Origin of the sequence: Streptomyces sp. NPDC005963 (assembly GCF_040638655.1) — a bacterium.
Lineage (GTDB): Bacteria > Actinomycetota > Actinomycetes > Streptomycetales > Streptomycetaceae > Streptomyces.
In genome coordinates this window covers 253,803-272,568 of the sequence record NZ_JBEXVD010000001.1, presented here as the reverse complement: position 1 = coordinate 272,568, position 18,766 = coordinate 253,803, and the positions used below count along the sequence as shown (strand labels likewise).

Annotated in this window: 17 protein-coding genes; 11 read left to right on the top strand and 6 right to left on the bottom strand. The window is 68.5% G+C overall.

The genetic code is table 11. From position 1 onward, the window contains the following. Window positions 1–155 precede the first annotated feature (155 nt). The 11 genes from ABZ348_RS01095 (at window position 156) to ABZ348_RS01045 (ending at window position 10,719) form a co-directional block, all read left to right on the top strand. The gene (locus tag ABZ348_RS01095; RefSeq protein ID WP_358928009.1) at window positions 156–539 is read left to right on the top strand and encodes an OB-fold domain-containing protein; all 384 of its coding nucleotides are present in this window, start codon (window positions 156–158) and stop codon (window positions 537–539) included. An 84-nt stretch (window positions 540–623) separates the two neighbouring features. Next, on the top strand, window positions 624–1,505 hold the full coding sequence (locus ABZ348_RS01090; RefSeq protein ID WP_358928007.1) for a 3-hydroxybutyryl-CoA dehydrogenase: 882 nt from the start codon (window positions 624–626) through the stop codon (window positions 1,503–1,505). A 120-nt stretch (window positions 1,506–1,625) separates the two neighbouring features. Then, window positions 1,626–2,948, top strand: coding sequence for an MFS transporter (locus tag ABZ348_RS01085; RefSeq protein ID WP_358928005.1), 1,323 nt, complete (start codon window positions 1,626–1,628; stop codon window positions 2,946–2,948). A gap of 295 nt (window positions 2,949–3,243) precedes the next feature. Then, a complete protein-coding gene (locus ABZ348_RS01080) occupies window positions 3,244–4,431 on the top strand; it encodes a lipid-transfer protein (protein WP_358928003.1) in 1,188 nt (395 codons plus the stop codon). A gap of 2 nt (window positions 4,432–4,433) precedes the next feature. Then, window positions 4,434–4,889, top strand: coding sequence for a MaoC family dehydratase N-terminal domain-containing protein (locus ABZ348_RS01075; RefSeq protein ID WP_358928001.1), 456 nt, complete (start codon window positions 4,434–4,436; stop codon window positions 4,887–4,889). Next, entirely contained in the window at window positions 4,889–5,278 is a 390-nt protein-coding gene (locus ABZ348_RS01070) for a MaoC/PaaZ C-terminal domain-containing protein (protein ID WP_358927999.1), read from the top strand. The genes ABZ348_RS01075 and ABZ348_RS01070 overlap by 1 nt, the downstream gene beginning before the upstream one ends. Before the next feature lie 35 nt (window positions 5,279–5,313). Continuing rightward, window positions 5,314–6,117 (top strand): SDR family oxidoreductase, encoded by an 804-nt coding sequence (locus tag ABZ348_RS01065; protein ID WP_358927997.1) that lies wholly within the window; start codon window positions 5,314–5,316, stop codon window positions 6,115–6,117. 106 nt (window positions 6,118–6,223) lie between these two features. Then, a complete protein-coding gene (locus ABZ348_RS01060; protein WP_358927995.1) occupies window positions 6,224–7,381 on the top strand; it encodes an acyl-CoA dehydrogenase family protein in 1,158 nt (385 codons plus the stop codon). A gap of 87 nt (window positions 7,382–7,468) precedes the next feature. After that, a complete protein-coding gene (locus ABZ348_RS01055) occupies window positions 7,469–8,623 on the top strand; it encodes a CaiB/BaiF CoA-transferase family protein (protein ID WP_358927993.1) in 1,155 nt (384 codons plus the stop codon). 106 nt (window positions 8,624–8,729) lie between these two features. Continuing rightward, window positions 8,730–9,533, top strand: coding sequence for an SDR family oxidoreductase (locus ABZ348_RS01050; RefSeq protein WP_358927991.1), 804 nt, complete (start codon window positions 8,730–8,732; stop codon window positions 9,531–9,533). A gap of 28 nt (window positions 9,534–9,561) precedes the next feature. Further along, the gene (locus ABZ348_RS01045) at window positions 9,562–10,719 is read left to right on the top strand and encodes an acyl-CoA dehydrogenase family protein (RefSeq protein ID WP_358927990.1); all 1,158 of its coding nucleotides are present in this window, start codon (window positions 9,562–9,564) and stop codon (window positions 10,717–10,719) included. A 217-nt stretch (window positions 10,720–10,936) separates the two neighbouring features. On the opposite strand, the gene ABZ348_RS01040 is transcribed toward ABZ348_RS01045, so the two are convergent. The 6 genes from ABZ348_RS01040 to ABZ348_RS01015 form a co-directional block, all read right to left on the bottom strand. Next, on the bottom strand, window positions 10,937–11,818 hold the full coding sequence (locus tag ABZ348_RS01040; protein WP_358927988.1) for an acyl-CoA thioesterase II: 882 nt from the start codon (window positions 11,816–11,818) through the stop codon (window positions 10,937–10,939). A 15-nt stretch (window positions 11,819–11,833) separates the two neighbouring features. Then, complete coding sequence (locus ABZ348_RS01035) at window positions 11,834–13,000, bottom strand: thiolase family protein (protein ID WP_358927986.1); 1,167 nt, start codon at window positions 12,998–13,000, stop codon at window positions 11,834–11,836. Window positions 13,001–13,045: 45 nt separating this feature from the next. After that, a complete protein-coding gene (locus tag ABZ348_RS01030) occupies window positions 13,046–14,203 on the bottom strand; it encodes an acyl-CoA dehydrogenase family protein (protein WP_358927984.1) in 1,158 nt (385 codons plus the stop codon). A 51-nt stretch (window positions 14,204–14,254) separates the two neighbouring features. After that, a complete protein-coding gene (locus ABZ348_RS01025; RefSeq protein WP_358927982.1) occupies window positions 14,255–15,331 on the bottom strand; it encodes a zinc-binding dehydrogenase in 1,077 nt (358 codons plus the stop codon). Window positions 15,332–15,356: 25 nt separating this feature from the next. Beyond that, on the bottom strand, window positions 15,357–16,817 hold the full coding sequence (locus tag ABZ348_RS01020) for an aldehyde dehydrogenase (protein ID WP_358927980.1): 1,461 nt from the start codon (window positions 16,815–16,817) through the stop codon (window positions 15,357–15,359). A 68-nt stretch (window positions 16,818–16,885) separates the two neighbouring features. Next, the gene (locus ABZ348_RS01015; RefSeq protein WP_358927978.1) at window positions 16,886–18,751 is read right to left on the bottom strand and encodes an alkyl sulfatase dimerization domain-containing protein; all 1,866 of its coding nucleotides are present in this window, start codon (window positions 18,749–18,751) and stop codon (window positions 16,886–16,888) included. Window positions 18,752–18,766: the final 15 nt, after the last annotated feature.

Genomic DNA, 18,766 nt, shown 5'->3' with positions numbered 1-18,766 from the left:
CCGGCCCTCGACGGTCGAGAGCCACCCTCTTCCATGAAAGTGATGAGGAATTCACTTCTTTGTTGTGCTCGGCAGTCGCCAAGAAGGGTGTGAGGATGGCAGGCTGGCACTCAGTTCCTTAGTTGAAGGGTACTGAGTGCCATATGGTTCGTCCTATGCCCCAGCAGGAGACGGTTCCGTCGGTGGGTCGGAGCGACGACTCCGGGCTCACCTATCAGCGCTGTCGTTGGTGCGGCACCGCGTCCTTCCGGCGGCTCCTGTGCCCCGTCTGCTCGTCGAGCGAGTTCCGCGTCGAACGCGGCCCGGGGCGTGGTGTCGTCGTCGAATCGACCGTCGTGCACCGGTACTCGGGTTCGGCCCGCAACGAGTCGCTCGTCCGGTTCCCCGAGGGGTTCGTGTTCCGTTGCCGAATCGTCGGCGCGGCCCCCAACGACGTCCGGGTCGGGATGCGGGTGCGCCCTGTCGCGGGTCAGGACCCGGCCGTCGGAGGGGTCGTCCTGGAGGTGTGTGACACCGGCGGCCTCGTCGACTGGCGATAGGGCCGGCCCGGTTTCTCAGCCGGTGGCATGGGTTCGTCCTGCATGGGTTCGTGAACGAGTAGTGATGAGAGGGGTCTTCGTACGATGCGTGCGTTCGACAGGGTCGGTGTGGTGGGGTGCGGCCTGATGGGGGCCGGGATAGCGGAGGTCTGTGCACGGGCGGGCCTGGACGTCAAAGTCGTGGAGGCGGACGAGCCGGCGCTCGCGGCGGGTCGGAAACGGGTCGTCGCCTCGCTGGACCGTGGCCGTCGCGGCGGCAAGGTGACGGAGGCGGACAGGGCGGCGGCCATCCAACGTCTCGACTTCCACACCGACATCGCGGCGTTGGCCGACCGGGACCTGGTGATCGAAGCGGTCGCGGAGAGGCAGGAGGTGAAGCGGGCCGTCTTCCGGGCGCTGGACGGGGTGTTGGCGGATCCCGAAGCCGTCATCGCGTCCAACACCTCGTCGATCCCGATCATCGAGCTCGCCATGGTCATGCACCGCCCGCACCAGGTCGTCGGCGTGCACTTCTTCAACCCCGTCCCCGTACAACGGCTGATCGAGATCATTCCCACTCAGCTCACCGCCGACGCGGTGACGGAGCGCGTCGCCGCTTTCAGTACCGACACGCTCGGCAAGACCGTCGTACGGGCCCGTGACCGTGCGGGCTTCGTCGTGAACGCCCTCCTCGTGCCCTATCTCCTGTCCGGGGTACGCATGTTGGAGTCCGGCATCGCGTCCGCCGAGGACATCGACAACGGCATGGTGCTCGGCTGCGCGCATCCCATGGGGCCGCTCAGGCTTCTGGACCTGATCGGCCTCGACACGGCCCGGTCGATAGCGGAGTCGATGTACGAGGAGTACAAGGAGCCGCTGTACGCCCCGCCGCCACTGCTGCGCAGGATGGTCGCTGCCGGCACTCTCGGCCGGAAGACGGGCCGGGGCTTCTATGACTACGCCAAGGGGAGCGCCACTCCAAGTTAATTGACAGTAACTAGCGTACGAGTCTCATCCGCGATCGGGTGCCTCTTCCTTAGACCTTGTTCAACAAGGTTATGGATGGTTCACTTCATGCCCATTAGGTCGTGTTCCGAGGAGGCTCGTATGCCTGTTGATCAGCACGCGCAATCCGGCTCGACCCCAGTGGGTGTGGGGCGCAGCCAAGATCCTTCCGTCAGGCGTCGGGCATGGGGCGTCCTCGCCCTGCTGGTCTGTCTGATGCTCGTCAACTACGCCGACAAGGTCGTCGTGGGGCTGGCTGGTGTGGACATGAAGAAGGACCTGGGGCTGGACGACGCCCAGTTCGGCGTGATCCAGAGCAGCTTCTTCTGGCTCTTCGCCGTCGGGTCCATCCTCGGTGGTTGGCTCGGCGGCAAGATCCGCGCCCGCTGGCTGCTGGCGGGGATAGCAACTATCTGGGCGCTGAGCTTGGCCCCGATGGCCGCGCAGGCCGGCTTCACCACGATCATCGCGTGCCGTGTTCTCCTCGGGTTCGCGGAAGGGCCGACCACGGCCCTCGCCATGCAGGTGGCCCACTCCTGGTTCCCCGCCCACAAGAGAGCCGTCCCCAGTTCGATCGTCGTCGCGGGTGCAGGCATCGGGCCGCTCATCGCGGCACCCGTCCTGACCTGGGTGATCTCGGAGTACTCCTGGCACATGGCCTTCGGCACCCTGGCCGTGTTCGGGGCGGTCGTCGCCCTGATGTGGCTGCTGGCCGGCGACTCGGGCCCGGAGGCCACATCCACCGGTCACGGCGGCGAAGCTGCCACGGCCCTTCCGGAGCGGGTGCCGCTGGCCAAGCTGTTCGGCACCGGCACCCTCATCGGCATGACGCTGCTGTTCTTCGTGGCGTACGCCAACACTTCGGTGAAGGTCAGCTGGCTTCCGCTCTATCTGCGGGAAGGGTTGGGATACGACGCCGAAACGGCTGGGAACCTCGTCGCCCTGCCCTATCTGGGAAGTGCCATCGCGGTGATCCTGGCCGGAGTGGTCTCCCGCGCGCTGACCCGGCGCGGCATCGGGAACCGCATGACGCGGGCCGTTCTGCCGGCGGGCCTGGTCCTGGCCTCCGGGGTGTGCACCATCGGCTTCTCCTCGCTGGACCGGGGTGCGCCGCAGATGGCGCTGCTCATCCTGGGCTCCTGTCTGAACTCGGCCGGGTACGGCGTCGCCTTCGCCGGACTCGCCGACGTGGTGCCGGCCCGTCAGCGCGGCATGGTCTTCGGAATCGTCACCGGCGTCTACAGCCTGGGCGGGGTCATCGCGCCCATGGTGATCGGAGCACTGGTCGCTTCGGGCGATTCCGTCGCGGCGGGCTACGGCGACGGATTCATGCTCCTCGGCGTCACGATGATGATCGGAGCGGTGGTCGCGCTGATGCTCGCCCATCCGGACCGAGACGCGGCGAGGCTCGCCGTCAAGGCCTGATCGAGCTCGGCATCCGAGCACCGGCCCGCCGTACGGACCCTCCGTGCGACGGGCCGGTATTGGGTTATCTCGTATTCACCTATGCATCTGGCGGTGCACTCGACGGGTGATGGGAAGTGAACGAGCGATCGAGTGGACCCCCTTCTGTCGCGTCGGTGGAGACGAGTGGGGCGGGTGCCGCGCGAACTCTGGCCAGATTCTCGGCGAAAACCAGTTGGTAGGCAAAGGTAAGCCTTGACATCAGGTGCTTTTCACAGAAAAGTGAAGCTGCGCTAACCTAAATCTGGAGGTTTTTATGAGCCGCAGAGTGCTGGTGGCCGGGGTGGGCATGGTCCCGTTCGCCAAGCCCAGTGCCGCCAAGACGTACGACGAGATGGGCACGGGTGCCGTCCGGGCCGTACTGGCGGACGCAGGACTGACCTACGACAAGATCCAGCAGGTGTACGCCGGATACGTCTATGGCGACTCCACCTGTGGTCAGCGGGTGGTCTACCGGTTCGGGATGACCCGGGTGCCGGTGCTCAACGTGAACAACAACTGTGCGTCGGGCTCCTCCGCGCTCTGGCTGGCCCGCCAGGCCGTGGAGAGCGGCGCCGTCGAATGCGCGCTCGCGGTGGGCTTCGAGCAGATGCCACCCGGCGCGCTCGGTGCCAAGTGGACGGATCGACCGATCCCACTGACCGACTTTGCCGCCGGCTTGAAGAGCGTCTATGACGTGGACCCCGCACTGCCCATGACGCCGCAGTACTTCGCCGCTGCCGGCATCGAGTACATGGAGAAGTACGGTACGGCCGCCGAGGTCTTCGCCCGGGTATCGGTGAAGGCGCGTCGGCACGCGGCGAACAACCCCTACGCCGTCTTCCGCGACCCGATCACCCTCGACGACGTCCTCGACAGTCCACGCATCGCCGGCCCCCTGACCCGTCTCCAGTGCTGCCCGCCCACCTGCGGCGCCGCCGCGGCGATCGTCTGCTCCGAGGAGTTCGCCGCGCGCAACGGACTCACGCCCAAGGTCGCCATCGCGGCCCAGACCCTCCAGTCGGATGCGGCCGACCTCTTCGACAAGAAGAGCGCGATGTCCCTGGTCGGGACCGATGTGACCCGGGCCGCAGCCACCGAGGTCTATGAGAAGGCCGGTGTCGATCCACGGGACATCAAGGTCGTCGAACTGCACGACTGCTTCACCGTCAACGAGGTCCTCACCTACGAGGGACTGGGCCTGTGTGAGGAGGGCGGCGCCGAGAGGTTCATCCTCGACGGCGACAACACCTACGGCGGCCGGGTCGTGACCAACCCGTCCGGTGGCCTGCTGTCCAAGGGGCATCCCCTGGGCGCGACGGGTCTCGCCCAGACGGCCGAGATCACCTGGCAACTGCGCGGTGAGGCCGGGGCCCGACAGGTCGACGACGCGAGCATCGGACTCCAACACAACCTCGGCCTCGGCACCGCCGGCGTCGTCACCCTCTTCGAGAAGGTCTCCTGACCATGCCCATCGACCCCACCCTCGTCGGCACCCGCACCCAACCCTTCACCACCACCGCCGAACGCGGCCGACTGCGCTTCTTTGCACAAGCCACCGGCCAGACCGACACCATCTACACGAACCTCACCGCAGCCGAAGCCGCCGGCCACCGCGACCTACCGCTCCCCCCGACCTTCCTCTTCTGCCTGGAACTCGACAATCCCGACCGCGGCACATTCCTCGCCGACCTCGGGATCGACCTCCGCACGATCCTGCACGGCGGCCAGCAGTTCACGTACCACGCCCAGGCGTACGCCGGTGACCTCCTGACCTTCTGGACCGAGGTCAAGGACGTGTACACGAAGAAGGGCGGCGCGCTGGAGTTCATCGTCCGCGACACCCATGTCACCCGCGACGGCACGCCGATCGCCACCCTCACCAGCACCACCGTCGTGCGCGACCCGAAGGCGGCCACGTGATGCCCACCCTGAACCCGGGCGACAGCCTCAGTCTCGAAGCCCCCAGGGTCACCCGCACCGTACTCGCGCTCTACGCGGGTGCCTCGGGCGATCACAACCCGGTACACATCGACACCGACGCCTGCCACGACGTCGGCATCCCGGACGTGTTCGCCCACGGCATGCTCTCCATGGCCTATCTGGGACGACTGCTCACCGACTGGGTCCCCCAGGAGCGCATCGCGTCCTACGGAGTGCGCTTCTCCGCGATCACCCCGGTCAACGCCACTCCGGTGTGCACGGGCACGGTCACCAGGGTCGAGGACGGCCTCGCACACCTCGACCTCACGATCGCCCTCCCCGATGGCACCGTGACCCTCCAGGGGTTCGCAGTCGTCACCGCCAACTGATCCCGTCACCAACGAAGCTAAGGACAACACGCATCATGGGAACCCTGGACGGCATGGTCGCCATCGTCTCCGGCTCGGGTCGTGGGATCGGCCGTGAGGTCGCGCTCAAGCTGGCATCCGAAGGTGCGAGCGTCGTGATCAACGACCTGGACAAGGAACCGGCCGAGGAGACCGCAGCCGACATCCAAGCGGCCGGCGGCCGGGCCGTCACCTGCGTTGGATCCGTCATCGAAGAGGGCTTCGCGGACCGTTTCGTCACCACCGCCATCGACTCCTTCGGCGGTCTCGACATCATCGTCAACAACGCCGGATACACCTGGGACACGGTCATCCAGAAGATGACCGACGAACAGTGGGACGCCATCCTGGACGTCCACCTCAAAGCACCCTTCCGCATCCTGCGGGCCGCCCAGCCCTACATCAAGGCCAACCCGACCGAGTACCACCGCAAGGTCGTCAATGTCTCCTCGGTCTCCGGCCAGTACGGCAACCCGGGACAAGCCAACTACTCCTCCGCCAAGGCCGGTGTCATCGGCTTCACCAAGACGATGGCCAAGGAGTGGGGCCGGTACAGGGTCAACGTCAATGCCGTCGCCTACGGCTTCATCCTGACCCGGATGACCGAGGCCACCGCCGCCGACGACGCCACCGTCGAGATCGAGGGCCGTCAGATCAAGGTAGGCGTCAATCCGCAGATCGCCGAGGCAGTCAAGCGCACCAATCCGTTCGGCCGCCCCGGCACCCCGTACGAGGCCGCCGGTGCCATCTACCTGCTCTGCACGCAGGAGGCCAACTACATCAGCGCCCAGGTCGTGACCGTCGACGGCGGCTCCCGCTGACCCCGGCCACCGCGCCGAACCCCCCGTGCCCCACCGCCGACCGACCGTGCACGGCGGTGGGGCACGCACCCCTCACAGACCCCGCAACGAGCACAGGGACCCCGTCATGAAGCGCAGCATCTACACCCAGGAACACGAGGCATTCCGGGCGATGATCCGGGACTTCATCGCCAAGGAGGTGGCGCCCCACTTCGAGCAGTGGGAGAAGGACAACCTCGTCGACCGCGACCTGTTCCGCAAGCTCGGCGCGTTGGGCGTCATGGGCTTCGACATCCCGGAGGAGTACGGCGGCTCCGGGGACACCAGCTACAAGTTCCAGGTCGTCGTCACCGAGGAGTGTGCGCGTGCCGCGGTCTCCCTCGGCCACTACGGCGTGTCCACCGGCATCGTGCTGCCCTATCTGCTCAACCTCGCGAACGAGGAGCAGAAGGGGCGCTGGCTGCCCGACATCGCCTCCGGCGACACCCTGCTGTGCATCGCCATGACCGAACCCGGCACCGGCTCCGACCTGGCCGGCATCCGCACCACCGCCAAACTGTCCGAGGACGGCACCCACTACGTCCTCAACGGCGCGAAGACGTTCATCACCGGTGCACGCAACTCCGAACTGTGCGTGGTCGCGGCCCGCACCGCCCCGGCCACCGCCGAGGACCGTCGCCATGGACTGAGCCTGCTGGTCGTCCCCACCGACAGCGAGGGCTTCGAGTACGGTCGCAAGCTCGACAAGATCGGGCTGCGCTCCTCCGACACCTCCGAACTGTCCTTCACCGACGTCCGCGTGCCGGTGGAGAACGTCCTTGGCGAGCCCGACAGGGGCTTCTCGTACCTCGGCCAGAACCTCGCCCGCGAACGCCTCCAGATCGGTGTCGGCGCCGTCGCATCCGCCGCGGCGGCCATCACCTTCGCCCGCGCGTACGTGCTGGAACGCCAGGTCTTCGGCAAGCCGGTGGCCGCCTTCCAGAACACCAAGTTCGTCCTTGCCGAATGCGCCGCCGAGGTCGAGGCATTGCAGGCCATGGTGGACAAGGGCATCGAACTCGACGACACCGGTGAGCTGACGTCCGCCGACGCGGCGAAGATCAAGCTGTTCGGCACCGAGGTCGCCGCACGCGTCATCGACAAGTGCCTCCAACTGCACGGTGGTTACGGCTACATGCTGGAGTACCCGATCGCCCGGTTGTACGCGGACACCCGGGTCTCCCGGATCTACGGCGGCACCAGCGAGGTCATGAAGACCATCATCGCCAAGGACCTCGGGCTCTAGACCCTAGGCCCTTCCCCAGCGGACCCGTGCGGCCGGATCCAAACCGTCGAGCAGTTGCCCTCCCGGAAAAGAAGGAACCCGAGCCCCATGAACACCGACTCGTCCACCGCTGCCGCCTCCGGCCCCCTGGTCGGCATCCGTGTCGTCGAACTGGGCGGCATCGGGCCCGGACCCTTCGCCTGCATGTTGCTGGCCGACCAGGGCGCCGAGGTCATCCGCGTCGACCGACCCGCCGAAACGGGCACCCCGACCAAACACCCGATCCTGCACCGGGGCCGTCGCTCGGTCGCCCTCGACCTGAAGGACCCGTCGAGCGTCGAAGCGGTGCTCGCGATCATCGACACCGCCGACGCCCTCGTCGAGGGCTTCCGTCCCGGTGTCGCCGAGCGCCTGGGCCTCGGCCCCACCACCTGTCTCGCGCGCAACCCCCGGCTCGTCTACGGCCGTATGACCGGCTGGGGCCAGGACGGTCCGCTCGCACAGGCACCAGGCCACGACATCAACTACATCGCGGTCGCCGGCGCGCTCGGTGCCCTCGGCAGCGCCGACGAGAACCCGCCCGTCCCGCTCAACCTCTTCGGCGACATGGGCGGCGGCGGAATGCTCCTCGCCCTGGGCGTCACCACCGCGTTGCTGAGCGCACAGCGCACCGGTGAGGGACAGGTCATCGACGCCGCCATGACCGACGGCACTGCCGTGCAACTCGCCCTGATCCACGGCCTGTTGGCGGTCGGCCGCTGGGAGGACGCCCGTGGCGTCAACCTCTTCGACGGCGGCGCCCCCTTCTACCGTACGTACCGCACGTCCGACGGCGGACACATGGCGGTCGGCAGTGTGGAGCCACAGTTCTACGCGGTCCTGTTGGACGTCCTCGGCCTGGCCGCGGACCCGCTCTTCGACCGGCAGCACGACCGGGACGCCTGGCCCGCGATGAGCGCCCGCCTTGGCGAGGTCTTCGCCCGCCGCACCCGCGCGGAGTGGACCGCCACCTTCGACGGCACGCAGTCCTGCGTCACCCCGGTGTACGGACTGACCGAGGCCGCGGCCCATCCGCACAACGTGGCACGCGGCACCTACTACACCGAGAACGGGCTGCTCCAGCCGGCGCCCGCGCCACGCTTCCACGGCACTCCCGCCACCACTCCGCGGGCCGCCCCCTTGGTGGGCGCCCACACCCGTGAGGTGCTTACCGAGATCGGCCTCCACCCGGACGCCGTCGACGCCCTCGTACCGAAGGCATGACCGGGCCCACGGCCGCCGACAGAACCGGGGCGCAGCCCGGCGCCGACCCCACAAGCGCCGACCCCGGAAACACCACTCCATCCCTCATCCACACGAAGGAACCACCATGGGAACCCTGGACGGCAAGGTCGCCATCGTCTCCGGCTCCGGCCGTGGCATCGGCCGTGAGATAGCCCTCAAGCTCGCCTCCGAAGGCGCCTCGGTCGTGGTCAACGACCTCGACCGCGGACCTGCCGAGGAGACCGCAGCCGACATCGAGGCAGCCGGCGGCAAGGCCGTGACCTGTGTCGGATCCGTCACCGCCGAAGACTTCGCCGAGCGTTTCACCGCCAGCGCCGTCGATTCCTTCGGCGGTCTCGACATCGTCGTCAACAACGCCGGATACACCTGGGACACGGTCATCCAAAAGATGACCGACGAGCAGTGGGACGCCATCCTCGACGTCCACCTCAAAGCACCCTTCCGCATCCTGCGCGCAGCCCAGCCCTACTTCCGCAACAACCCCGTCGACCACCACCGCAAGGTCGTCAACATCTCCTCCACCTCCGGCTTCTACGGCAACCTCGGCCAGGTCAACTACGCGGCGGCCAAGGCCGGTCTGATTGGGGTGACCAAGACCCTCGCCAAGGAGTGGGGCCGCTACCGGGTCAACGTCAATGCCGTCGCCTTCGGTTACATCCTGACCCGGATGACCGAGGCCACCGCCGCCGACGACGCCACCGTCGAGATCGAGGGCCGCCGGATCAAGGTCGGTCTGAACCCGGAGAAGGCCGCCATGGCGTCGAAGATCATCCCCCTGGGGCGCCCCGGCACACCACAGGAAGCCGCCGGCGCGGTCTATGTGATGTGCCTCCAGGAAACCAACTACGTCAACGGCCAATGCCTGGTCGTCGACGGCGCCCGCGTGTGATCCACCCCCGGCAGAAGGCACCACGACCATGAAACGCACCCTGTACGGCGAGGACCACGAGGCGTTCCGGCAGACCGTCCGTACCTTCATCGAGAAGGAGGCAGCCCCCCATATCCACGCGTGGGAGCAGGCCGGCCAGGTCCCCCGCCGAGTATTCACCAGACTGGGCGAGCTCGGCGCGCTCGGCTTCGACATTCCCGAGGAGTACGGCGGAGCCGGGCCGACCAGCTACCGCTTCCAGGCGATCATCCACGAGGAAGTGGCCCGGGCGGGCGCCTCCATCGGCCATCACCACGTCAACACCGGGGTGGTCCTGCCGTATCTGCTGCGCCTCGCCGACGAGGAGCAGAAGCGGCGCTGGCTGCCCGGTTGCGCGAGCGGAGACATCCTGCTGGCGATCGCCATGACCGAACCGGGCACCGGTTCGGACCTGGCGGGCATCCGCACCTCCGCGAAGCTGTCCGATGACGGCACCCACTACGTCCTCAACGGTGCGAAGACGTTCATCACCGGCGGTGCCGTCTCCGATCTGGTCCTGGTGGTGTGCCGTACGTCGCCCCATGACCCGCAGGACCGCCGCGCAGGACTGTCGATTCTCGTGGTACCGGCCGCGAGCGAGGGCTTCGAGGTCGGCCGCAAGCTCGACAAGATCGGCCGGCGCAGCATGGACACCGCCGAACTGTCCTTCGCGGACGTCGAGGTCCCGGTCCAGAACCTGCTGGGGGAGGAGGGCGGGGCGTTCGCCTACCTCTCGCAGAACCTGCCGCGCGAACGGCTGTCGATCGGTGTGGCCGGTGTCGCCCAGGCGCGCGCCGCCCTTCGGTTCGCCACCGAGTACGTGCGCGAGCGTGAGGTCTTCGGCAAGCCGGTGGCCGCCTTCCAGAACACCAAGTTCGTCCTCGCCGAATGCGCCGCCGAGTTCGAAGCCGCGCAGGCGATGGCCGACCGGGGTGTTGAGTTGGACGACGCGGGCGAGCTCACCGCCGTCGACGCGGCGAAGATCAAGCTGTTCTGCACCGAGTCGGCGGGGCGGATCATCGACAAGTGCCTTCAACTGCACGGTGGCTACGGCTACATGCTGGAGTATCCGATCGCCCGGTTGTACGCGGACACCCGGGTCTCCCGGATCTACGGCGGGACCAGTGAGGTCATGAAGACCATCATCGCCAAGGACCTCGGGCTGTAATACGCCCACTTCACGGCACGGACCGGTCGAGATGCCCGCAGCGATGCGGCGTACTCGTACAACGTCGGCCTTCAGGACCCGGTTGTGGTCCTGAAGGCCGACGTCGTCGTGGGGGCGCGGTTCCCACCTGTCCGGGATACCCGCTGGCCCTCGTAGGACGGGGCCGGCGGACCGTCGACATGCCGGGTGAGGCACCGCTGCCGGGAGGAGGGGCAGGTCAGCGACGGTTCTCACGCAGGGGACGGAGCACCGCCTCCTGGACCACGTGCGCGATCAACCGGCCGTCATGGCTCCAGACATCGGCGAACGCCAGCGCCCGGCCGTCCACGGTCGAGGGGCTGCGCTGGGAGAACAGCATCCACTCGTCCGCCCGGAACGGGCGGTGGAACCAGATCGCGTGATCGAGCGAGGTCAAGTAGACCTTGGACGGCTCGGTGCGCAGCGGTCTGGGGGGTTCGAGCGAGAGCGCGGCCGTCGGCGCCAGGAAGAGGTCCGAGGCGTACGCGAGCGAACAGGCGTGGAGCATGGGGGCATCGGAGAGGGGACCCGCCGCCCGGATCCACAGCTTCTGCTCGGTCATGCCGGGGGTACTGGGCCGGGGCGGATCGGGCACCCGACGCATCTCCAGCGCATGGCGGTAGACCTGCTGCCCGGAGTCCGCCGGATCGGAAGCCGCCCACAGTTCGTACAGGTCGGGGAGCGTGTCCGGATCCGGTGTCGCAGGCATCTCCGATTGGCGGTCAAAGGCGTGCTCCGAGCGCTTGAAGGAGGCGGAGAGGGTGAAGATGACCTCTCCGTCCTGCGCCGCCGACACCTGTCGGGTGGCGAAGGAACCGCCGTCGCGCAGGCGCTCCACCCGGTAGACGACCGGTCGGGCGGTGTTCCCGCCGCGCAGGAAGTAACCGTGCAGCGAGTGCACGGACCGACCGTCGGAAACGGTCCTGCCCGCCGCGGTGAGGGCCTGGGCCGCGACCTGTCCGCCGAAGGCACGCAGGGGCAGACCCTCGTGGCACCAGCCGTGGAAGACGTCCTGCCCCACCCGGTCCAGGCTCAGATAGTCGACCAGGCCGAGGCCGTCTTGGGGAAGCGTGTGGGGCATCAGCGGTCCTTGTGGTCAGAGGAGTTCGAGAACGGTGGCGTTGGCCATGCCGCCGCCCTCGCACATGGACTGGAGCCCGTACCGGATGGCGTTGTCGCGCATGTGGTGGACGAGCGTGGTCATGATGCGTGCGCCGGAGCCGCCGATGGGATGGCCGAGGGCCATCGCACCGCCGAGCGGGTTCATCCGCGCGTAGTCCGCGCCCGTCTCCTTCAGCCAGGCGAGCGTGACCGACGCGAACGCTTCGTTGATCTCGTACACGCCGATGTCGTCGAGGGAGAGACCGGACCTCTGCAACGCCTTTGCGGTGGCGGGGATGGGGCCCTTGAGCATGGTGACCGGGTCGGTGCCCGCCACGACGGCGGTGTGGATCCGGGCCAGCGGTGTCCAGCCCCGGGCGCGGGCGAACTCGCTCGTGGTCACCAGCAGTGCGCCGGTCCCGTCGGAGACCTGCGAGGCATTCCCCGCGGTGATCGACCCGCCCTCGCCGAACGCAGGCTTGAGGCCGGCCAACGTCTCCAGGGTGGAGCCGCGGCGCACGCCTTCATCGGTGTCGAAGTCACGGGTGGTGCCGTCTGCGTCGGTGACCGATATGGGGGCGATCTGGTCCTTGAAGCGTCCTTCGTCGATGGCCCGGGCGGCGCGGGCGTGGGAGTCCAGCGCGTGCTGGTCCATCTGGGTGCGGGTGATGCCGTACTCGTCGGCGATCAGTTGGGCGCCCGTGCCCTGGTTGAAGCGGTCGACTCCGTACCGTTGGAAGACGTCGGGGCCGAAGGGTTCGCCGCACCGCCCGTCGAGTTTCGTGGTGCCGAGCGGGATGGCACTCATGATCTCGACACCGCCGGCCACGGCCACCTCGTACTGCCCGGAGATGACGCCCGCCGCGGCCTGGTGGACGGCCTGCTGGGAGGAGCCGCACTGTCGGTCGATCGTCAGACCGGGTACGGACTCGGGCCAGCCGGCGGCCAGGACGGCTGCGCGGCCGACGCAGCCGCTCTGCATCCCGACGGCACCGGCGCAGCCCCAGATGACGTCGTCGACGAGGGACGGATCGAGGCCGGTGCGCTCGACGAGGGCGTTCAGCACATGGGCCGACAGCGAGGCCGAGTGCAGTCGTGCGAGCGAGCCGTTGCGTTTGCCGACGGCGGTGCGCACGGCGTCGACGATCACTGCGTCGCGCATGGGATGTCTCCTTGATGAGGGGAAGGCGGCGGGACCGTCGCGGCCCTACAGCCCGAGGTCCTTGGCGATGATGGTCTTCATGACCTCGCTGGTCCCGGCGTAGATGCGCGAGACCCGGGTGTCCGCGTACAACCGGGCGATCGGGTACTCCAGCATGTAGCCGTAGCCACCGTGCAGTTGGAGGCACTTGTCGATGACCCGCCCGGCGGTCTCGGTGCAGAACAGCTTGGCCTTCGCGGCGTCCGCCGGGGTCAGTTCGCCCGCTGCGTGCAGTGCCAGGGCCCGGTCCACCATGGCCTGTGCGGCCTCGACTTCGGTGGCGCATTCGGCGAGGACGAACTTGGTGTTCTGGAAGGCGGCCACCGGCCTGCCGAAGACCTCGCGCTCGCGCACGTACTCGGTGGCGAAGCCGATCGCGGCGGCTGCGCTCGCCTGGCTGCCGATGGCCGCGCCGAGCCGCTCCACCACCAGGTTGTGGGTGAGGTAGGAGAACCCCCGGCCCTCCTCCCCGAGCAGGTTCTCCACCGGCACCCGGACGTCGACGAAGGAGAGTTCCGCCGTGTCCTGGGCGCGCAGACCCAGCTTCTCCAGCTTGCGTCCGACCGCGAAGCCCTCGGAAGCGGTGTCCACGCAGAGGATGGAGAGCCCCGCGCGGCGGTTCGCCGGATCGAACGCGGCGGTCCGGCACACGACCAGGACGAGGTCGGCCTGGACTCCGCCGGTGATGAAGGTCTTGGCGCCGTTCAGCACGTAGTGGGTGCCGTCATCGGACAGGTGTGCACGCGAGCTGATGGCCGCCAGATCGGAACCGGTGCCCGGTTCGGTCATGGCGATGGCGGTCATCAGCTCCCCGGAGAGGAACCCGGGCAGCCAGCGGCGCTTCTGCTCCTCGCTGCCGAACTCCAGCAGATAGGGCAGCACCAGGGAGGTGTGCACGACGTCGGCGCCGAAGCTGACGCCTGCCCGGGCGCACTCCTCGCGGATCACAGCCTGATAGGCGAAGTCGGTGACCCCCGCACCGCCGTACTCCTCGGGCACCTGGATGCCGAACACGCCGAGCTCGCCGAGCCTTCGGTATAGCGAGCGGGGTACGTGCCCCGCCCGCTCCCAATCGCGGTAGTAGGGCACGACCTCCTTGAGGACGAACTCCCGGATGGTGGTCCGGAATGCCTCGTGTTCCTCCGTGAACACAGTGCGACGCACGGGGGTCCCTTCCTTGCCCGCCCGCGTGGTCGGGCGGGCGGATCGCTCGGGTCAGGCGATGTCGATGATGGTGCGCAGGGCCTCGCCGGTGTGCATCTGGCGGATGGCCTCGTTGATGTCCGTGAGCGGTACGTGATGCGTGATCATCGACTCAAGGTCGATGCGGCCCGCCCGCCACAGGTCGAAGATCTTCGCGTAGGTGCGGCGGATGTCGTCCCCGCCGTAGAAGGAGGGGAGGACCTTCTTCTCGTTGAGGACCAGCTCCGCCATGCTCAGATCGGTGAGGTCGGTGCGGGAGCCCGCGCCGACCAGACAGACCGTGCCGCCGAGGCGGGTGGCGTCGTACGCGGCCCGCAGGGTGCCGGCCTTCCCGACGGCCTCGAAGGCGTAGTCGAAGCCGAAGCCGTTGGTGACCTGCTTCGTCACCTCGGCCAGTTCCTCGGGGGCGATCGCCTCGGTGGCACCGAACTCCAACGCCAGCTCGCGTCGGTTCGCCGTCGGGTCCACGGCGATGATCCGGGCGGCTCCGGCGACCCTGGCCCCCTGGAGGATGCTGACGCCGACGCCGCCGAGACCGATGACGACGACCGACGAGCCGGGCCGCACCTTGGCGGTGTTGATGGCCGCGCCGATTCCGGTGGTGACGCCGCAACCGACCAGGGCGGCGATGTCATAGGGAACGTCGTCCGGAATGGGGATGGCCGCGTACGCCGCGATCACGACCTCCTCGGCGAAGGTGCCGGCGCCCAACATGCCGGGGAGCACCGTCTCGCCGTGCTGGAAGTTCGGGTTCGCGAGGTTGCGGTAGCCGCTGCGGCACAGATGACCGTCGCCCGCCTTGCAGGAGGGGCAGGCGTCGCACGGCGGCATCCAACAGACGATGACGCGGTCACCGGGCTTGACGTGGGTGACGCCTTCGCCGACCTCGACGATCTCTCCGGCACCCTCGTGGCCGGGGACGAACGGCGCGGGGTGCATCAGCACGCCGTTCATCGCGGACAGGTCGGAGTGGCACAGTCCGGCCTTGTGCATCTTCACGCGGACCCGGCCCGGTCCGAAGGACACGGACTCGACGTCCGTGACGTCCAGCGTCGTGTCGCCGGTCTTGTGCAGTACGGCTGCGTGCATGGTGGTAGCTCCTTGGGTCGAGGGGTCAGCCCTGCGCCGGGGCAGGAAGGTTGACGGACTTGTACTCGAAGTAGGCGGCCAGGCCCTCGGGGCCGAACTCCCGGCCGATGCCGGAGTTCTTGTAGCCGCCGAAGGGGGCGGCCAGGTCGAGCCGGAAGCCGTTGACGGTGATGGTTCCGGTGCGGATGCGGCGGGCGACCGCGGTGGCACGTTCGGCGTCGGCGCCGAACACGGCACCGGAGAGGCCGTACTCGGAGTCATTGGCGATCGTGACGGCCTCGGCCTCGTCCTCGTAGCGGATGAGGCAGACGACCGGGCCGAAGATCTCCTCACGGGCGATCCGCATGTCGTTGGTGACGTCACCGAACAGCGTCGGCTCGACGTACCAGCCGGTCGACAGGTCCTTGGGGACCCCGCCGCCGGTCAGGAGCCGTGCGCCCTCCTCCTGGCCGATGCGGATGTAGTCGAGGTTCCGGTCCCGCTGCTTCTTCGTCACCATCGGGCCGACGACCGTCGTGGGGTCGGCGGGGTCGCCGACCTTGAGTTGGGCGAAAGCGGCGGTCAGAGCGGCGGCCACCTCGTCGTAGCGGGAGGCGGGCACGAGCACGCGGGTCAGGGCCACGCACGCCTGGCCGCTGTTGGCGGCGCAGGTTCCGCCGACGATCGCGGGGATCGCAACGGCCAGATCGGCGTCGTCGAGGAGGATGGCGGCGGACTTGCCGCCCAGTTCCAGGGAGACCCGGGTGAGATGGGTCGCCGCGGCGGCCATGATGGCCTTGCCCGCGCCCACGGATCCCGTGAAGGCGACCTTGTCGATCCCGGGGTGGGACACCAGGTGCGCGCCGGTCTCCCGGTCGGCGGGCAGAACGCTGAGCACGCCCTCGGGCACCCCGGCTTCCATGCACAGCTCGGCCAGCCACAGGGCGTCGAGCGGGGTCTCGGGAGACGGCTTGAGGATGACGGTGCAACCGGCGAGCAGTGCGGGTGCCAGTTTGCCGGCGATGGTCAGCTGGGGAACGTTCCACGGGGTGATCGCGGCGACCACGCCGACCGGTTCCCGCCGGACCAGCACCGGGCCGCCCGTGCCCTGACGCTCGTCCTCCTCGGTGAACCCGGCCGCCGCGGCGAGCGCCACCCCGAACGTCGCGACGGCGGACAGCGCCTGACCGCGGACCGAGAACAGCATGGGGGAGCCGTTCTGGAGGGTGACCAACTCGGCGAGTTCCCGGTGGCGGGCGGCGAGCGCGTCCTTGATCCGGGTCACGACCTCGATCCGCTCGGCGAGCGTCATCCGCGGCCACGGTCCGTGGTCGAACGCCTCCCGGGCGACGGCCACGGCCTTGTCCACATCGGCGGGCGTGGCGTGCGGCACGCGCCCCACGACCTGTTCGGTGACCGGTGAGACGATGTCGATGGTGTCGGAGCCCGAGGGCTCGACCCAGGTGCCCCCGATGAAGAGTTTGTTGTGTTCCACGATGTCCGTCATGGCTTCAGCCTCGCTTCGTTGCGGTGGAGCGGATGGTGCGGCGGTCTGCGTGCTGTGGGGGTACCCGACTACGGGAGGGCGATGGCGAAGTGCAACGGGGGCTCTTCGAGCAGCCCGTAGAGGGTGGTGAGCACGCCGGCATTGCCCTCCGCGACCACCGCGCCGGAGCCGATCCCGTCGGTGAACGTCGTCTGCCGTGCGAGGATCCGGTTGAACGTGGCGCGGTCCAGCCGCAGGGTGAGCTGTGGGGCCTCGCCGTCGGGGGCGTCACCGCGCATCGGGGTGAGCACACCGTTGCCGACCAGGAGCGACCACACCTCGTCGATGTCTTCGAACTCCCAGCGCAGCAGCAGCCGGTGGGCGGCGGCGCGCGGTCCGTCCAGACGGACCGCCATCGACTGGAAGATCTGCTCCGTCGTCAGACCGGCGAGCATGTCCGGGCTCTGGTGGTGCGGCTCGCTACCGGCGGGACCTTCGGAACCGGCTCGCAACTCCTGGGCCCCGGTGAGGTAGAAGTTGCGCCAGACCCCGTTCTCCTGGGCGTACCCCAACTGCTCGAAGGTCAGCGCCTGGAGTTCACGGGCCTCGGAGTGATTCGGGTCGGCGAAGAGCACATGGTTCAGGACTTCGGCGACCCACCGCAGATCACCCCCGTCGAACGACTGCCGGGCCCGGACGACGACGGCGTCCGCGCCGCCCATGAAGTCCACGTACCGCTTGGCCTGCTCGGTCGGCGGGTGCTGCCACAGACGGGCCGGGTTGCCGTCGAACCAGCCCATGTAGCGCTGGTAGACGGCCTTGACGTTGTGACTGAGGGAGCCGTAGTAGCCGCGGACGTTCCACGCCGAGCCCAGCTCGCCGGGGAACTCGGTGATCTCCTCGGCGATCTCGGGACCGGTCAGGCCCCGGTTCATCAGCCGCACCGTCTGGTCGTGGAGGTATGCGTACGCGTCCCGCTGCTGGGTCAGGATGCGACGCACCTCGGCATGTCCCCAGGTGGGCCAGTTGTGCGAGCCCATCAGGACGTCGGCGTCCGCGAAGATCTGGATGCACTCGGTGATGTACGTCGCCCAGGCGCGGGCGTCCCGGACGAGTGCGCCGCGCAGCGTCAGGACGTTGTGCAGCGTGTGGTTGACCATCTCGGCGATCAGCAGGACCTTGTGGTCCGGGAAGTAGAAGTTCATCTCCGACGGCGCTTCGGCGTCGGGCGCGAGTTGGAAGACGAACCGCACCCCGTCGAGGGTCAGTTCCTCGCCGGTGCGGGTGATGGTCCGCGTCGGCGGGAGGAGGCCGATGGTGCCGGTCGACAGTCCCTGGGCGATGCCGAAGCCGACCATGCCCTCGGCGCCCGGGGCCAGCGACTTGCCGTACATGTAGACGGCGCGGCGGCGCATCGCCGGTCCGGCGAATACGTTCTCGCTGACCGCGTGCTCCATGAACCCCTCGGGGGCGACGATCTCCACCCGGCCGGCGGCCACGTCCTCGGCCGTGGTCACGCCGAGCGCCCCGCCGAAGTGGTCGCCGTGGCTGTGGGTGTAGACCAGGGCCCGGACGGGACGGTCGCCGCGGTTGCGGCGGTAGAGCTCCATGCCGGCCGCCGCGCACTCCTTGGAGACCAACGGGTCGATGACCACCACACCGGTGTCGCCCTCGACGATGGTCATGTTGGAGACGTCGAGACCGCGCACCTGGTAGAAGCCGGGGGCGACCTCGAACAGCCCCTGCGCCGTGTTGTGTCCCGCCTGTCGCCACAGACCGGGGTGCACGGTCTGCGGGCACTCCTCCTTGGTGAGGAAGTCCCAGCGGTCGTTGTCCCAGACGACCCGGCCGGCGTCGTTGCGGATGACGCAGGGCTCCAGCCGGTCGATCAGGCCACGGGTCGCGTCGTCCCGGTCGGTGGTGTCGTTCCAGTCGAGTTCCGGCGTGGTGGTCATGGCGTTCCCGTCTCT

Excerpts from the sequence above, each read along its gene's own strand:
- ABZ348_RS01095 (WP_358928009.1), top strand. The coding sequence starts at position 156 with ATGCCCCAGCAGGAGACGGTTCCGTCGGTGGGTCGGAGCGACGACTCC.
- ABZ348_RS01090 (WP_358928007.1), top strand. The coding sequence starts at position 624 with ATGCGTGCGTTCGACAGGGTCGGTGTGGTGGGGTGCGGCCTGATGGGG.
- ABZ348_RS01085 (WP_358928005.1), top strand. The coding sequence starts at position 1,626 with ATGCCTGTTGATCAGCACGCGCAATCCGGCTCGACCCCAGTGGGTGTG.
- ABZ348_RS01080 (WP_358928003.1), top strand. The coding sequence starts at position 3,244 with ATGAGCCGCAGAGTGCTGGTGGCCGGGGTGGGCATGGTCCCGTTCGCC.
- ABZ348_RS01075 (WP_358928001.1), top strand. The coding sequence starts at position 4,434 with ATGCCCATCGACCCCACCCTCGTCGGCACCCGCACCCAACCCTTCACC.
- ABZ348_RS01070 (WP_358927999.1), top strand. The coding sequence starts at position 4,889 with ATGCCCACCCTGAACCCGGGCGACAGCCTCAGTCTCGAAGCCCCCAGG.
- ABZ348_RS01065 (WP_358927997.1), top strand. The coding sequence starts at position 5,314 with ATGGGAACCCTGGACGGCATGGTCGCCATCGTCTCCGGCTCGGGTCGT.
- ABZ348_RS01060 (WP_358927995.1), top strand. The coding sequence starts at position 6,224 with ATGAAGCGCAGCATCTACACCCAGGAACACGAGGCATTCCGGGCGATG.
- ABZ348_RS01055 (WP_358927993.1), top strand. The coding sequence starts at position 7,469 with ATGAACACCGACTCGTCCACCGCTGCCGCCTCCGGCCCCCTGGTCGGC.
- ABZ348_RS01050 (WP_358927991.1), top strand. The coding sequence starts at position 8,730 with ATGGGAACCCTGGACGGCAAGGTCGCCATCGTCTCCGGCTCCGGCCGT.
- ABZ348_RS01045 (WP_358927990.1), top strand. The coding sequence starts at position 9,562 with ATGAAACGCACCCTGTACGGCGAGGACCACGAGGCGTTCCGGCAGACC.
- ABZ348_RS01040 (WP_358927988.1), bottom strand. The coding sequence starts at position 11,818 with ATGCCCCACACGCTTCCCCAAGACGGCCTCGGCCTGGTCGACTATCTG.
- ABZ348_RS01035 (WP_358927986.1), bottom strand. The coding sequence starts at position 13,000 with ATGCGCGACGCAGTGATCGTCGACGCCGTGCGCACCGCCGTCGGCAAA.
- ABZ348_RS01025 (WP_358927982.1), bottom strand. The coding sequence starts at position 15,331 with ATGCACGCAGCCGTACTGCACAAGACCGGCGACACGACGCTGGACGTC.
- ABZ348_RS01020 (WP_358927980.1), bottom strand. The coding sequence starts at position 16,817 with ATGACGGACATCGTGGAACACAACAAACTCTTCATCGGGGGCACCTGG.
- ABZ348_RS01015 (WP_358927978.1), bottom strand. The coding sequence starts at position 18,751 with ATGACCACCACGCCGGAACTCGACTGGAACGACACCACCGACCGGGAC.